At 64.3% G+C, this 12,511-nt stretch carries 15 protein-coding genes; 11 read left to right on the top strand and 4 right to left on the bottom strand.

Annotated elements, in window-relative coordinates:
- Nucleotides 1–89 precede the first annotated feature (89 nt).
- The 3 genes from KUF59_RS41810 to tldD all read right to left on the bottom strand — a co-directional run bounded on the left by KUF59_RS41810 (nucleotide 90) and on the right by tldD (nucleotide 2,979).
- Nucleotides 90–662 carry a nucleotidyltransferase family protein gene (locus KUF59_RS41810; protein ID WP_212457876.1) on the bottom strand — a complete coding sequence of 191 codons (573 nt, stop codon included), beginning with the start codon at nucleotides 660–662 and terminating at the stop codon, nucleotides 90–92.
- A 119-nt stretch (nucleotides 663–781) separates the two neighbouring features.
- Nucleotides 782–1,555, bottom strand: coding sequence for a signal peptidase I (gene lepB / locus KUF59_RS41805; RefSeq protein WP_212457875.1), 774 nt, complete (start codon nucleotides 1,553–1,555; stop codon nucleotides 782–784).
- The gene (gene tldD / locus KUF59_RS41800; protein ID WP_212458163.1) at nucleotides 1,552–2,979 is read right to left on the bottom strand and encodes a metalloprotease TldD; all 1,428 of its coding nucleotides are present in this window, start codon (nucleotides 2,977–2,979) and stop codon (nucleotides 1,552–1,554) included. Before tldD ends, lepB begins: the two co-directional genes overlap by 4 nt.
- Nucleotides 2,980–3,080: 101 nt before the next feature.
- Here tldD and KUF59_RS41795 point away from each other — a divergent pair, with 101 nt between their 5' ends.
- On the top strand, nucleotides 3,081–3,572 hold the full coding sequence (locus tag KUF59_RS41795) for a GNAT family N-acetyltransferase (RefSeq protein WP_212457874.1): 492 nt from the start codon (nucleotides 3,081–3,083) through the stop codon (nucleotides 3,570–3,572).
- A 106-nt stretch (nucleotides 3,573–3,678) separates the two neighbouring features.
- Entirely contained in the window at nucleotides 3,679–3,975 is a 297-nt protein-coding gene (locus KUF59_RS41790; RefSeq protein ID WP_212457873.1) for a hypothetical protein, read from the top strand.
- A 197-nt stretch (nucleotides 3,976–4,172) separates the two neighbouring features.
- Here the strand turns inward: KUF59_RS41790 and KUF59_RS41785 are convergent, their stop codons facing one another.
- Nucleotides 4,173–4,706 carry an invasion associated locus B family protein gene (locus tag KUF59_RS41785; RefSeq protein ID WP_212457872.1) on the bottom strand — a complete coding sequence of 178 codons (534 nt, stop codon included), beginning with the start codon at nucleotides 4,704–4,706 and terminating at the stop codon, nucleotides 4,173–4,175.
- 478 nt (nucleotides 4,707–5,184) lie between these two features.
- Between KUF59_RS41785 and coxB the strand changes: the two genes are divergently transcribed.
- The 9 genes from coxB (at nucleotide 5,185) to KUF59_RS41740 (ending at nucleotide 12,326) form a co-directional block, all read left to right on the top strand.
- On the top strand, nucleotides 5,185–6,018 hold the full coding sequence (gene coxB, locus KUF59_RS41780; RefSeq protein ID WP_212457871.1) for a cytochrome c oxidase subunit II: 834 nt from the start codon (nucleotides 5,185–5,187) through the stop codon (nucleotides 6,016–6,018).
- A 98-nt stretch (nucleotides 6,019–6,116) separates the two neighbouring features.
- Entirely contained in the window at nucleotides 6,117–7,736 is a 1,620-nt protein-coding gene (gene ctaD, locus KUF59_RS41775) for a cytochrome c oxidase subunit I (protein ID WP_212457870.1), read from the top strand.
- Between the two features lie 62 nt (nucleotides 7,737–7,798).
- Complete coding sequence (locus KUF59_RS41770; RefSeq protein WP_212457869.1) at nucleotides 7,799–8,743, top strand: heme o synthase; 945 nt, start codon at nucleotides 7,799–7,801, stop codon at nucleotides 8,741–8,743.
- Between the two features lie 7 nt (nucleotides 8,744–8,750).
- Nucleotides 8,751–8,915, top strand: a complete 165-nt coding sequence (locus KUF59_RS41765) for a CoxF protein (protein ID WP_212457868.1) — start codon at nucleotides 8,751–8,753, stop codon at nucleotides 8,913–8,915.
- 9 nt (nucleotides 8,916–8,924) lie between these two features.
- Nucleotides 8,925–9,554, top strand: a complete 630-nt coding sequence (locus KUF59_RS41760; protein ID WP_212457867.1) for a cytochrome c oxidase assembly protein — start codon at nucleotides 8,925–8,927, stop codon at nucleotides 9,552–9,554.
- An 83-nt stretch (nucleotides 9,555–9,637) separates the two neighbouring features.
- Entirely contained in the window at nucleotides 9,638–10,534 is an 897-nt protein-coding gene (locus tag KUF59_RS41755) for a cytochrome c oxidase subunit 3 (protein WP_212457866.1), read from the top strand.
- Nucleotides 10,535–10,612: 78 nt separating this feature from the next.
- Nucleotides 10,613–10,999: a DUF983 domain-containing protein gene (locus KUF59_RS41750; protein ID WP_212457865.1), complete on the top strand. Its 387-nt coding sequence runs from the start codon at nucleotides 10,613–10,615 to the stop codon at nucleotides 10,997–10,999.
- Complete coding sequence (locus KUF59_RS41745) at nucleotides 10,996–11,751, top strand: SURF1 family protein (RefSeq protein WP_212457864.1); 756 nt, start codon at nucleotides 10,996–10,998, stop codon at nucleotides 11,749–11,751. Before KUF59_RS41750 ends, KUF59_RS41745 begins: the two co-directional genes overlap by 4 nt.
- A 209-nt stretch (nucleotides 11,752–11,960) precedes the next feature.
- Nucleotides 11,961–12,326 (top strand): nuclear transport factor 2 family protein, encoded by a 366-nt coding sequence (locus KUF59_RS41740; protein WP_212457863.1) that lies wholly within the window; start codon nucleotides 11,961–11,963, stop codon nucleotides 12,324–12,326.
- The last annotated feature ends 185 nt before the right edge of the window (nucleotides 12,327–12,511 follow it).

Genomic DNA, 12,511 nt, shown 5'->3' with positions numbered 1-12,511 from the left:
GTCATTCCGGGGCGATGCGTTAGCATCGAACCCGGAATCTCGAGATTCCGGGTCTGGTGCTTCGCACCATCCCGGAACAACGGAATTGGTTATGTCTCCTCCGCCGCAATCACCGTGAGCTCCGGCCACAGCGCCTTCCAGCGCGAGGCCTTCACATCGTAATTCGCCGCGGAAAAGTTCGGACCCGGATTGGGCCGCGCGATCAGGTGAGCGACATCGTCAAAGCCATGCGGCGCGTAGACGTCGTAACCGTCGCCTGTCCTTCTGATGCCGATTTGCGTGTTCTGCGTGAGGAAGCGATCGATGCCGTCGGTCGAGCAGGTCAGCGGCGGGTAGGGCAGGCCGTGCTTCGCCGGATACCAGAGATGCACGCGCGCCTGGTTGCGTGCTTCGACCTTGATCGAGAGATGCGCGAGCCGCTGGTGCAAGAGGCGGATCACCGCATCCTCTGCCTCCCATGAGGTGTCAGGATCGAAATAGAACACGTCATAGTCGGCGATGCCGTGATCGACCGCGCGGTCCGTGAGCACGTTCCACGCGCTCTGCACCAGGCAGCCGGAGACGAGCCACGCATCGGGCAGCGCGAGTTCCTGCAATGCGTCGATGATGGCGACGTTGTTCGGGTTCTGGAGCGCGAGAGCGATGAATTCGTCGCGGGTCATCGGGAATCGTAGGGTGGGCAAAGGCGCTCTTGCGCCGTGCCCACCATCTCTCCAGGATCGAGACGAAAGCGGTGGGCACGCTTCGCTTTGCCCACCCAACGATTCACGCGCTTGGCCGCTCACTTCACCGCGGTGAAGAACCGCGCCACGCGAAAACCGGACAGCCAGGTCCACACCGGCTGGCTGCGCATGCCGAGGTCCCAGGAGCCGAGCACGGCATCGGCGCGGCCGACGAGATTGTCGATCGGCAGCAGGCCGACGCCGCCGGAGCGCAGCGGCACGCGGCTGTCGGCGGAGTTGTCTCTGTTGTCGCCGAGCACGAACAGATGGCCAGCCGGCACCGTCACTTCCGGCGTGTTGTCGAGCGGGCCATTGTCGCGCATCTTGAAGATGAGATGCGACACGCCGTTCGGCAGCGTCTCGATATAGCGGTAGGCGGGTTCGCTGCCGCCATTGTCGTCCTCGGCCTGTCCGACGCCGTCAGGCTTCAGTTCGCAGGGACGGTCGTTGACGAAGAGCTGGCCCTGCCGGATCTGGATGCGGTCGCCCGGCAATCCGACCACGCGCTTGACCCAGGCTTGCGAGCGGTCGCCGGGCCAGCGGAACACCACGACGTCACCCTGCTTCGGCGTTTCGGCGAAGACGCGGCCGGTTTCCGGCAAATTGATCTGGATCGGCAGCGACGAGGTGCCGTAGCCATAAGGGAATTTCGATGCGAGCAGTGCATCGCCGATCAACAGCGTCGGCTCCATCGAGCCCGACGGCACGTAGAACGGCTCGGCCAGCGCGCCCTTGGCGATGAACACGGCTGCGACGATGCCCGCGAGCTGCACGAGCTGGCCGCGCCAGCCGCTGCCCTTGGGCTTCGCGCTTGCTACCTTCTCAACGCTCATGCGCCGGTGCCTCCAACCGTGATGCGCTCCATCAGCAGCGACGGCTGGCCGACGCCGACGGGAACGCCCTGTCCGTTCTTGCCGCACGTGCCGATGCCGGTATCGAGCGCGAGATCGTTGCCGATCATGCGGATGCGATGCAGGTCGGTCGGCCCGTTGCCGATCAGCATGGCGCCCTTCAGCGGCGCGCCGATCTTTCCGTTCTCGATCTTGTAGGCCTCGGTGCACTGGAAGACGTACTTGCCCGAGGTGATGTCGACCTGGCCGCCGCCGAAATTCGCGGCGAACACGCCGTTCTTCACCGAGGCGATGATCTCGCCCGGCTCGCGGTCGCCGGCCAGCATGTAGGTGTTGGTCATGCGCGGCATCGGCACATGGGCATAGCCCTGGCGGCGCCCGTTGCCGGTCGGCTTCATGTTCATCAGCCGGGCGTTCTGGCGGTCCTGCATGTAGCCGACCAGAATGCCGTCCTCGATCAGCACGGTGCGGTTGGTCGGCGTGCCCTCGTCGTCGATCGAGAGCGAACCACGGCGCGAGGCAATGGTGCCGTCGTCGACCACCGTGACGCCCTTGGCGGCGACCTGCTGGCCCATCAGGCCTGCGAACGCCGAGGTCTTCTTGCGGTTGAAGTCGCCCTCGAGGCCGTGCCCGACGGCCTCATGCAGCATCACGCCGGGCCAGCCTGCGCCCAGCACCACGTCCATCTCGCCGGCGGGCGCCGGCACGGATTCCAGATTCACCAGCGCCTCGCGCAGCGCGCCGTCGGCGGCGTCGCGCCAGTTCCTGGTCTCGATGAATTCGGCGTAGCCGGCACGGCCGCCATAGCCCTTGCTGCCGCTCTCCTGCCGGTCGCCTTGCCCTGCGACGACGGACACGTTCACACGCACCAGCGGGCGGATGTCACGATAGCTCTCGCCGTCGGGACGCAGGATCTCGACGACCTGCCAGGTTGCGCCGAGGCTCACGCTGACCTGCCGCACCCGCGGATCCTTGTCGCGCAGATACGCGTCGATCTCGGCGAGCAGCTTCACCTTGGCCTCGAAGCCGGGCGCGTCCAGCGGATTGTCGTCGGCATAGAGCCGCACATTGGTGTGCGGCGGCGGCGCGGCAAAGCTGCCGGAGTAACCGCCGCGCACGGCGGCAACCGCGTCGGCCGCGCGGATCAGCGCCGGCAGCGACACGTCGGAGGAATGCGCATAGCCGACCGCATCGTCCTTGACGGCGCGCAGGCCAAAGCCTTGCGAGGTGTCATAGGTCGCCTGCTTCAGCCGGCCATTGTCGAACATCAGCGCTTCGGTCTGGCTGTATTCGAGGAACAGTTCGCCATCGTCGGCGCCGGCAAGCCCGCGCGCGACTTCATGGCGGACCTTGTCGCGGTCGAGATTGGCGCGCTCGAGCAGGGAGGTGGTGGCAGGATTGGTCATCATGCGTCCGTTGTCGGGGATGTCTTGAGCAAGATCTTGGGCAAGATAATGGTTTCGGATGCGTTCGGCGAGGGGCCGTCCAAACACATTACGGAAACGACATGATTGAAATCATTGTGATATCCGAAGCGCATATCGAAAGCTTCCACCGCACGCTGGATGCGGTCGCGCGGGAAAAGCGTTATCCGGCCTTCCTGGAAGCGCCGCCCTTGGAAGCGATGCGCAGCTTCGTCCTCGACATGATCGCCCATGGGCATCCGCAATTCGTCGCTCTTTCAGGCGGTGACGTGGTCGGCTGGTGCGATGTCAGGCGCCATCCGCGCCCGATCTATGCCCATGCCGGCATCCTCGGTATGGGCCTTTTGCAGCCATTTCGGGGCCAGGGGGGGGTCGGAACGCGATTGATCCGGACGACACTCGACGCCGCGCAGGCCGCCGGCATGACGCGGGTCGAACTCTCGGTGCGCGAAAACAATCTGAACGCGATCGCGCTCTACAAGAGCGTCGGCTTTGCCGTCGAGGGATTGTCGCGCAACGCGGTCAGGATCGATGGCGTCTATGAGAGCGTGATCCAGATGGCGGTGCTGTTCTAGGAAGGGGTGTTGCATCTCCCTCGGTCGCCGCTCGACTTAATCCGGTTTTCACGTTTTCGAACTATATGCGCTCATCCGGTCCGGCCGGCCGCGCGAGATTGCAGCAATGTGGAAGCCCGCGTTACCCCTGCTCGAATTCTGGGACCTATATCACGGCCTGATCATCGGCTTTGCCGCGCTGGGCGCGGTCTTGCTTTTCAACCAGTGGATCTATCGCCGCCGCTGGCAATCCTATCCGAGCCTTGACGAATATCTCGCAGCCCATCCGGGCTGTCGCACCGCGGATGGTGTCGTCTGCAACGCGTGCCGTCGCAAGGCGTTGGTCGCGCCGGTGCCGAGCATGGGCCGCATCTATCGCTGTGGCTGGTGCGACAGCGAGCTCTATCGCATCGACCGGGCGTGAGGCGGAGCATAGATACCGCGAGCGAAAATCCATCACCGTCATCCTGAGGCGCCGGAGCGTAGCGTAGGCCTCGAAGGGCGACGGCCCGGCTACCAGCTCGGCCGTGCATCCTTCGAGGCTCCCCATGCGGCGCGTTGCGCCCCATGGCTCGCACCTCAGGATGACGGAACTAGCAGTGTCGATGTAGAGAAAAGGCCCTACGGCAGCTTGTCATAGCCGTCGCCAAGCCCGTTGAGGCTGAGCGGGAAGCCGATGCCTTCTTCGGGCGTCTCGAAGATGATGAAGGTCGCGGTCTTGGCGCTGCGGAGCTGGCCGAGCAGCTTGTCGTCCATCACCACCTCGGCGACGCAGCCATTGGGCAGGCAGCGCACGAAGCCGGCGCGGCCGACGTCCTGGTTGTCGAGCTTGAGGCCGAGGCCGGAGGGCAACAGCACGCCCAGCGGCGCGACCACCCGCATCAGGCGGCTCTTCTGGTCGGCGGTCTTGAGCACGATCACGGTCAGGCCGGCGTTCGAGCGGTCCTCGGCGACAACGCTCTGGATCAGGGCGCATTGCTCGGCCTGGGCGCCCGGCGGGGTGTCGCAGCGGATCTGCCAGTCGCCGTGCACCGAGCGCACCGCCCCTTGCGCGTGGGCAAGGCCGGGCAGGGCGAGGAGGACAAAAGCGGCCAGAAGGGCAGCCAGCGCATTCCAGCGTCGCACCTCAAATTCCCTGAGTTTCGAGAGCTCCATCTGGCTCAATCCCTGTGATCGCCTTGCAGGTCTGGCAAATTGTCCGCTCGCCTGGGTCGTTTCGGTCGAACTATCGGAACTGATACGGGAAATGACGGCGTCTTGAAGGCGATTCGCAAGCAAATATCGCGCCGCGCGCCCCGCCTCCGCCCGCACGAATCAGGTTTCGGCCGACCAGCTCGCTTGTGCCTACAGCGGGCAATCCTGCTGTCAAGCCGCGGCGCCGCCGGGAACGGTATTTTTGTCTGATGTTACTGGGAAATATCTTGCGTGTGATGGCTGACAGACCGGGCTCAAGACTGCATTGCGATAGATCAAGAATTATGGTTTGAGAGGCTGATTTCGGCGTTCTAGCGATCTGGCCCAGATGCCTCTTAGAGGTATTCTTGCAGGCGGTTTGTCAGAGGGCGGGTCGGACAAGCATTCCCTGACAATGGGCGGATGCATTGGGGTAATTCTTGAGGGGAGCGCGAACGGCATGAGGATGTCGATGGGCCGGAACTTGCTGGGATTGGCCGTGGCGGGCTTGATGCTGGCCGCAGGCGGCGCGGCAACCGCCGGTGAGCTGGGACAGCCGTCGCCGTGGGAGTGGACGCTCCAGCCGTCCGCCTCGCCGGTGATGGACAACATCGTCTGGTTCCACAATTTCCTGTTCGTGCTCATCACGCTCATCACGCTGTTCGTGCTGGCGCTGCTGGTGATCGTGGTGGTGAAATTCAACGCCAAGGCCAATCCGGTGCCCTCGCGCACCACGCACAACACGCTGATCGAGGTGGCCTGGACGCTGATCCCGGTGCTGATCCTGGTCGGCATCTCGGTGCCATCGTTCCGCCTTTTGTTCCTTCAGCTGGACGTGCCGAAGGCGGACATCACCGTCAAGGCCACCGGCAAGCAGTGGTACTGGTCCTACGCCTATCCCGACAACGGCAAGTTCGAGTTCGACTCGCTGATGGCGCAGGACAAGCAGCCGCGCCTGCTCGGCGTCGACAACGAGATGGTCGTGCCGGTGAACAAGGTGATTCGCGTCCAGACCACCGGCGCCGACGTGATTCACGCCTTCGCGTTGCCGGCCTTCGGCGTCAAGATCGACGCCATTCCCGGCCGCCTGAACGAGACCTGGTTCAAGGCCACCAAGACCGGCATGTTCTACGGCCAGTGCTCGGAACTGTGCGGCAAGGACCATGCCTTCATGCCGATCGCGATTCGCGTGGTCAGCGACCAGGAGTTCGCCTCCTGGGTCGAGGCGGCGAAGAAGAAATATGCGAGCGGCGGCACGAGCACCTACGCTTCGGCCGCGGGTCCGACGCAGTAAGCGCGGGACCTTAGGGGAATAAGGGCGGGACCCTCAAGGTTCGACCCAAGGGGTCGAACCGGAACGGGTCCGAACGGGACGCAAGGCAGGATTTGAAAATGGCAACGAGTGCAGCGACACACAGCGATCACGCCCATGATGATCACGCGCATGACCATCCGACCGGATGGCGGCGCTACGTCTATTCGACGAACCACAAGGACATCGGCACGATGTACCTGGTGTTCGCGGTCATCGCCGGCATCATCGGTGCCGCGATGTCGGTTGCGATCCGCGCCGAGCTGATGATCCCGGGCGTGCAGATCTTCCACGAGACGCACACCTACAACGTCTTCGTGACCAGCCACGGCCTGATCATGATCTTCTTCATGGTCATGCCCGCGATGATCGGCGGCTTCGGCAACTGGTTCGTGCCGCTGATGATCGGCGCGCCCGACATGGCGTTCCCGCGCATGAACAACATCTCGTTCTGGCTGTTGCCTGCCTCCTTTGCGCTGCTGCTGCTCTCGACCTTCGTCGAGGGCGAGCCGGGCGCCAACGGCGTCGGCGCCGGCTGGACCATCTACGCGCCGCTGTCGACCTCGGGTCATCCGGGCCCGGCCGTCGACTTCGCGATCCTGTCGCTGCATCTTGCCGGTGCCTCGTCGATCCTGGGCGCGATCAACTTCATCACCACGATCTTCAACATGCGCGCGCCGGGCATGACCCTGCACAAGATGCCGCTGTTCGTGTGGTCGATCCTTGTGACGGTGTTCCTGCTGCTGCTGTCGCTGCCGGTGCTCGCCGGCGCGATCACCATGCTGCTCACCGACCGCAATTTCGGCACCACCTTCTTCGCGGCCGACGGCGGCGGCGACCCCGTGCTGTTCCAGCACCTGTTCTGGTTCTTCGGTCACCCCGAGGTGTACATCCTGATCTTGCCCGGCTTCGGCATGATCAGCCAGATCGTGTCGACCTTCTCGCGCAAGCCCGTGTTCGGCTATCTCGGCATGGCCTACGCCATGGTCGCGATCGGCGGCATCGGTTTTGTGGTGTGGGCGCACCACATGTACACGGTCGGCATGTCCTCGGCGACGCAGGCTTACTTCGTGGCGGCGACCATGGTGATCGCAGTCCCGACCGGCGTAAAAATCTTCTCGTGGATCGCCACCATGTGGGGCGGCTCGATCGAATTCCGCGCCCCGATGATCTGGGCCGTGGGCTTCATCTTCCTGTTCACGGTCGGTGGCGTCACCGGCGTCGTGCTGGCGAATGCCGGCGTCGACCGCGTGCTGCAGGAGACCTATTACGTCGTCGCCCACTTCCACTACGTGCTGTCGCTCGGCGCCGTGTTCGCGATCTTCGCCGGCTGGTACTACTGGTTCCCGAAGATGACGGGCTACATGTACAACGAGACGCTGGCCAAGGCGCACTTCTGGATCACCTTCATCGGCGTCAACCTGGTGTTCTTCCCGCAGCACTTCCTCGGCCTGTCGGGCATGCCCCGCCGCTACGTCGACTATCCGGACGCGTTCGCGGGCTGGAACTACGTCTCGTCGGTCGGCTCCTATATCTCCGGCTTCGGCGTGCTGGTCTTCCTGTACTGCGTGATCGACGCCTTCGTGAAGAAGGTTCCGGCTCCGAACAATCCGTGGGGTGCGGGTGCGACCACGCTGGAATGGACGCTGTCCTCGCCGCCGCCCTTCCACCAGTTCGAAGTGCTGCCGCGCGTGCAGTAAGCAACATCTGCCGCGGCGCCTCACGGGGCGCCGCCGCTCTATCCCGAAGCGAGTAACTTGACGTGTCGGTCCTCGATCATAACGCCATCGCCGCCGGTCCCCGGATCTCCGAGGCTGATGTTTCCGATTACATTGCGCTGTTGAAGCCGCGCGTGATGTCGCTCGTGATCTTCACGGCGCTGGTCGGGATGGTGATGGCGCCGGGCCACTTCCATCCCGTGCTGGCGTTCACCTCGCTGCTCTGCATCGCGGTCGGCGCCGGTGCGTCCGGCGCGCTGAACATGGCGCTCGAGGGCGACATCGATGCCAAGATGTCGCGCACCGCGAACCGGCCGATCCCGCGCGGCCGCATCACCAAGGCCGAAGCCATGACGTTCGGCATGACGCTGGCGTTCTTCTCGGTGATGACGCTCGGCATCCTCGTCAACTGGATCGCAGGCGCGCTACTCGCCTTCACCATCTTCTTCTATGTCGTGATCTACACGATGCTCCTGAAGCGCTGGACCGCCCAGAACATCGTGATCGGCGGCGCCGCCGGTGCGCTGCCGCCGGTGGTGGCCTGGGCCGCCGTAACAGGCTCGGTCGCGGTCGAGCCGCTGCTCCTGTTCGCCATCATCTTCTTCTGGACGCCGCCGCACTTCTGGGCGCTGGCGCTGTTCCGCTCCGACGACTATGCGCGCGCCGGCATTCCGATGCTGCCCAACGTCGCCGGTCCGGACGCCACGCGTCTGCAGATTTTGCTCTACACCATCGTGCTGATTGCGGTCGCCGCCGCGCCCTGGGCGCTCGGTTATTTCGATCTCGTCTACGGCGTTACCTCGCTGGTCCTCGGCGCCGGCATGCTGGTGTTCGCGATCGAGGTTTTCATCCGCCGCGAGCGCAGCCAGTCGTTGCGCGCGACCCGCAAATTGTTTGCTTTCTCTATCCTTTATCTGTTTGCGCTGTTTGCGACCCTGCTCGCCGAGGTCGTGTTCCGGGCGCTTGCTCCGATGGTAGGGGGCGCATGATCAAGGCATGGCCGACAAACCCGAGCCAGATGGAATCGTCCTCACCGAGGCGCAGAAGAAGAGCCGCCGTCAGCGTTCGATCGCGATCGCGCTCGCACTCGGCGTGCTCGTGCTGCTGTTCTTCGCCGTCACCATGGTCAAGGGACCGGCGGTGCTAGTCCGGCCGATGTAAACGAGAGAGATGGATCAGAAACCGACCATAGCGCAGGACGTGAGCCCGAAGCCGGCAAGGCTCGGCCGCGACACGCTGGTCGCCTCGATCTGCGGCCTCGTCGTCGCGCTGATGGTCGGCGCATCCTATGCGGCCGTGCCGTTCTACAACTGGTTCTGCCGCGCCACCGGCTTCAACGGCACGACGCAGGTCGCGACGTCCGCGCCCGCGACTGGGCCGCTCGCGCGAAAAATCGCGGTGCGCTTCGATGCCAATGTCGGGCCGGGCCTGCCCTGGAAGTTCGAGCCGGAGCAGACCGAGATCGAGGTCAATGTCGGCCAGGTCGTGACCGTCTACTACACCGTGACCAACCAGGCGGCGCGCACCACCGCAGGCCAGGCGGCCTACAACGTCGCGCCGCTGACGGTCGGATCCTATTTCCAGAAGATCAACTGCTTCTGCTTCACCGAGCAGACCATGGCGCCCGGCGAGAAGCGGGAGATGCCCGTGGTGTTCTATGTCGATCCGTCGCTCACTGAGGATCACGACAATGACGGGCTCGGCACGATCACGCTTTCCTATACGTTCTATCCCGTGCGCGATCCGGTGGTGAAGCCGCTCGCCTCGGGCGAGGACGACAGACGCAAGGGTAATCTTTGATCGCCGGGATCGCTTGAGATCAAGGTGATTGGAATTCGAGGGGACAAGTGCCTCACAGGCACGGGCTAAGGAGACTGACCGCAATGGCAACCGCGCACGGCAAGCAACACGATTACCACCTGGTCGATCCCTCTCCGTGGCCGGCCGTCGGCTCGCTGTCGGCCTTCGTCATGGCGCTCGGCGCCATCGCCTGGATGCACCACATGTTCAAGGGTGCGCCGATCCTGTTCGGCATCGGCACCATCGGCGTGCTCTACACCATGGCGAGCTGGTGGGCCGACGTGATCAAGGAAGCCCAGTACAAGGGCGACCACACCCGCGTCGTGCAGCTCCATCACCGCTACGGCATGATCCTGTTCATCGCCTCCGAGGTGATGTTCTTCGTTGCCTGGTTCTGGGCCTATTTCAACGCCGCGCTGTTCCCGGCCGACGCCGTCCATGCCACCCGTGACGCCGTCTTCGGCTGCGGCCTCGGCACCCAGGCCGGCGCCTGCGCCGTGCCGGGCACCTGGCCGCCGAAGGGTATCGAGACCTTCGACCCCTGGCACCTGCCGCTGCTCAACACGCTGATCCTGCTCACGTCAGGCACTACGGTGACCTGGGCGCATCACGCGCTGCTGGAGAACGATCGTCAGGGTCTCAAGTACGGCCTGATCCTCACGGTCCTGCTCGGCGCCGCCTTCACCTGCGTGCAGGCCTTTGAGTACGCCCACGCCGCGTTCTCCTTCGCCGGCAACGTCTACGGCGCGACCTTCTTCATGGCGACCGGCTTCCACGGCTTCCACGTGCTGGTCGGTACTGTGTTCCTGATCGTGTGCCTGGCGCGCGCTTATGCCGGCCACTTCACGCCCAAGCAGCATCTCGGCTTCGAATTCGCCGCCTGGTACTGGCACTTCGTCGACGTGGTGTGGCTGTTCCTGTTCCTCTGCATCTACGTGTGGGGCCGCGGCGCCGAGACCATGGCGCACGGCGCGCACTAAGTCCGGAGCGATCATGCTAATAAGGGGCGGCCGCAATGGCCGCCCCTTTCGTTTAGAAGGAGAGGGGAAGGAGCGTGTATGACCGACTATCCTCCCACCACCGTCCTGCAGAGCGCGATGCGCGGGCTCGCCTGCAAATGCCCGCGCTGCGGCCAGGGCAAGATGTATGCGGGCTTCCTGACGCTGGCGCCGTCCTGCGACCGCTGCGGCCTCGACTACGCCTTCATCGACACCGGTGACGGGCCTGCGATCTTCATCATCATGCTGGCCGGGGCGATCGTGGTGGCCTGCGCGCTCATCGTCGAGGTCAAGTACCAGCCGCCGTTCTGGCTGCATGCGGCGCTCTGGCTGCCGCTCATTCTCGCAACCACGCTGTTGCCGCTGCGCGCGATGAAGTCGCTGCTGATCGCGCTGCAATTCCATCACAAGGCGGCGCCGGGCCAATTGATCGACCGCCCGAAATGAACACTGACGCGCCGCGCAAGCCGGCCGTTGCCGGCTTTGCCCTGTTCACGCTCGTGGTGATGGCAGCCTTCATTGCGCTCGGCGTCTGGCAGTTGCAGCGCCGCACCGCCAAGCACGAGCTGATCGCGGCGCTCACCGAACGCCTTGCGGCGCCGCCCGTCGCGCTGCCGCCGCCTGCGCAGTGGAGCACGCTGAACGCGGGAACGGACGAGTTTCGCCGCGTCACGTTCACCGCGACCTATGCACCGCTGCCGGACGCGATGGTCTACAGCTCCGGCTCCGCCGTGCGCAAGGATGCCGCCTCGCCCGGCACCTGGGCCTTTTTGCCCGCGCGACTGCCTGATGGTGCGATGGTCGTGATCGATGTCGGCTTCGTCGAGAACACGATGCAGGACCGCGCCGTGCAGGACCGCGCCGCGAAGAAGCTCGTCACCGGCGAGCCGGTGACGCTGACCGGCTACCTCCGTTTTCCGGAGGCGCCGGGCGCGCTCACGCCCGCCGAGAACCGCACCACGCGGCTCTGGTTCGTGCGCGATCAGCACCTGATGGCGAGCGCACTGGGCTGGGGTACGGTCGCGCCATTCTATGTCGACCTCGAGCAGCCGGCGCCGCTGAACGGCATCCCGCGACCCGGGCCGCTCGACGTGCATCTGAAGGACGACCATCTGCAATACGCCATCACCTGGTTCTCGCTGGCGGGCGCCGTGCTGATCGCGTTCGGCGTCTGGGTGAGGGGGCGGCGGCGGGCCTGAGGCGGTTCCCAGAGTTTCCGTCCCGATAGAATCGGAACGGAAACTCCGGATACTTGTTTTGACGCGTTTTCTTCACGCGAACCGGTATCCACTTCGCTTGAAAACGCTATAGCCCCGGAATTGTCCGGTCTTCCCATTCAGTCCAGTTTCACGGCTATTGGCCTAAGGCACGATCGCATTTGCGCGGGGCGCACAGTAGGGTTGAGCACGTGAACGATATCGACCAGATGGGCATCGTCGTGGACTGGCTGGACGCCTGCCGCAAGGGCGACCTCACCACGCTGCTCGATCTCTACGCCGACGATGCGGAGCTGGAATGCCAGTGCGCCGGCGCGCATGTCTACCACGGCCGCAATGAGATCGGTGCCTATTGGGAGCCGAAGATCGGTGCCTTCTCCTTCACCGGCGTCGGCCTCGAGGACATCAGCCCCGCGCCGCAAGGGATCGAGCTCGAATATTCCGTCGCCGGCTCCTTGCGCATTCGCGCGCTGTTCGGCTTTGGCGACGACGGCAAGATCGTTCATACGCTTTGCGAGCCTGCGCGGCAGAATCCGGTCGATTGCTGCGCGTGCTAAAGCGTTTTCGAGCGAAGTGGATACCGGTTCGCGTCAAGAAAACGCGTCAAATTAGAATCTAGAGCCCCGTTCCGATGACATCGGAACGGGGCTCTAGTTCGCAACCGCTGCAACAATCCGCAGGATTGCGCTGTCACCTTAGGTCAATTCTAACGGAGGTGGCAGGATTCGCTCTTTCCATTTGT

The organism is Bradyrhizobium arachidis (genome assembly GCF_024758505.1).
In the GTDB taxonomy this organism is placed as follows: domain Bacteria; phylum Pseudomonadota; class Alphaproteobacteria; order Rhizobiales; family Xanthobacteraceae; genus Bradyrhizobium; species Bradyrhizobium manausense_C.
This window is presented reverse-complemented; position numbering and strand designations above follow the sequence as displayed.

Excerpts from the sequence above, each read along its gene's own strand:
- KUF59_RS41810 (WP_212457876.1), bottom strand. The coding sequence starts at position 662 with ATGACCCGCGACGAATTCATCGCTCTCGCGCTCCAGAACCCGAACAAC.
- lepB (WP_212457875.1), bottom strand. The coding sequence starts at position 1,555 with ATGAGCGTTGAGAAGGTAGCAAGCGCGAAGCCCAAGGGCAGCGGCTGG.
- tldD (WP_212458163.1), bottom strand. The coding sequence starts at position 2,979 with ATGACCAATCCTGCCACCACCTCCCTGCTCGAGCGCGCCAATCTCGAC.
- KUF59_RS41795 (WP_212457874.1), top strand. The coding sequence starts at position 3,081 with ATGATTGAAATCATTGTGATATCCGAAGCGCATATCGAAAGCTTCCAC.
- KUF59_RS41790 (WP_212457873.1), top strand. The coding sequence starts at position 3,679 with ATGTGGAAGCCCGCGTTACCCCTGCTCGAATTCTGGGACCTATATCAC.
- KUF59_RS41785 (WP_212457872.1), bottom strand. The coding sequence starts at position 4,706 with ATGGAGCTCTCGAAACTCAGGGAATTTGAGGTGCGACGCTGGAATGCG.
- coxB (WP_212457871.1), top strand. The coding sequence starts at position 5,185 with ATGAGGATGTCGATGGGCCGGAACTTGCTGGGATTGGCCGTGGCGGGC.
- ctaD (WP_212457870.1), top strand. The coding sequence starts at position 6,117 with ATGGCAACGAGTGCAGCGACACACAGCGATCACGCCCATGATGATCAC.
- KUF59_RS41765 (WP_212457868.1), top strand. The coding sequence starts at position 8,751 with ATGGCCGACAAACCCGAGCCAGATGGAATCGTCCTCACCGAGGCGCAG.
- KUF59_RS41760 (WP_212457867.1), top strand. The coding sequence starts at position 8,925 with ATGGATCAGAAACCGACCATAGCGCAGGACGTGAGCCCGAAGCCGGCA.
- KUF59_RS41755 (WP_212457866.1), top strand. The coding sequence starts at position 9,638 with ATGGCAACCGCGCACGGCAAGCAACACGATTACCACCTGGTCGATCCC.
- KUF59_RS41750 (WP_212457865.1), top strand. The coding sequence starts at position 10,613 with ATGACCGACTATCCTCCCACCACCGTCCTGCAGAGCGCGATGCGCGGG.
- KUF59_RS41745 (WP_212457864.1), top strand. The coding sequence starts at position 10,996 with ATGAACACTGACGCGCCGCGCAAGCCGGCCGTTGCCGGCTTTGCCCTG.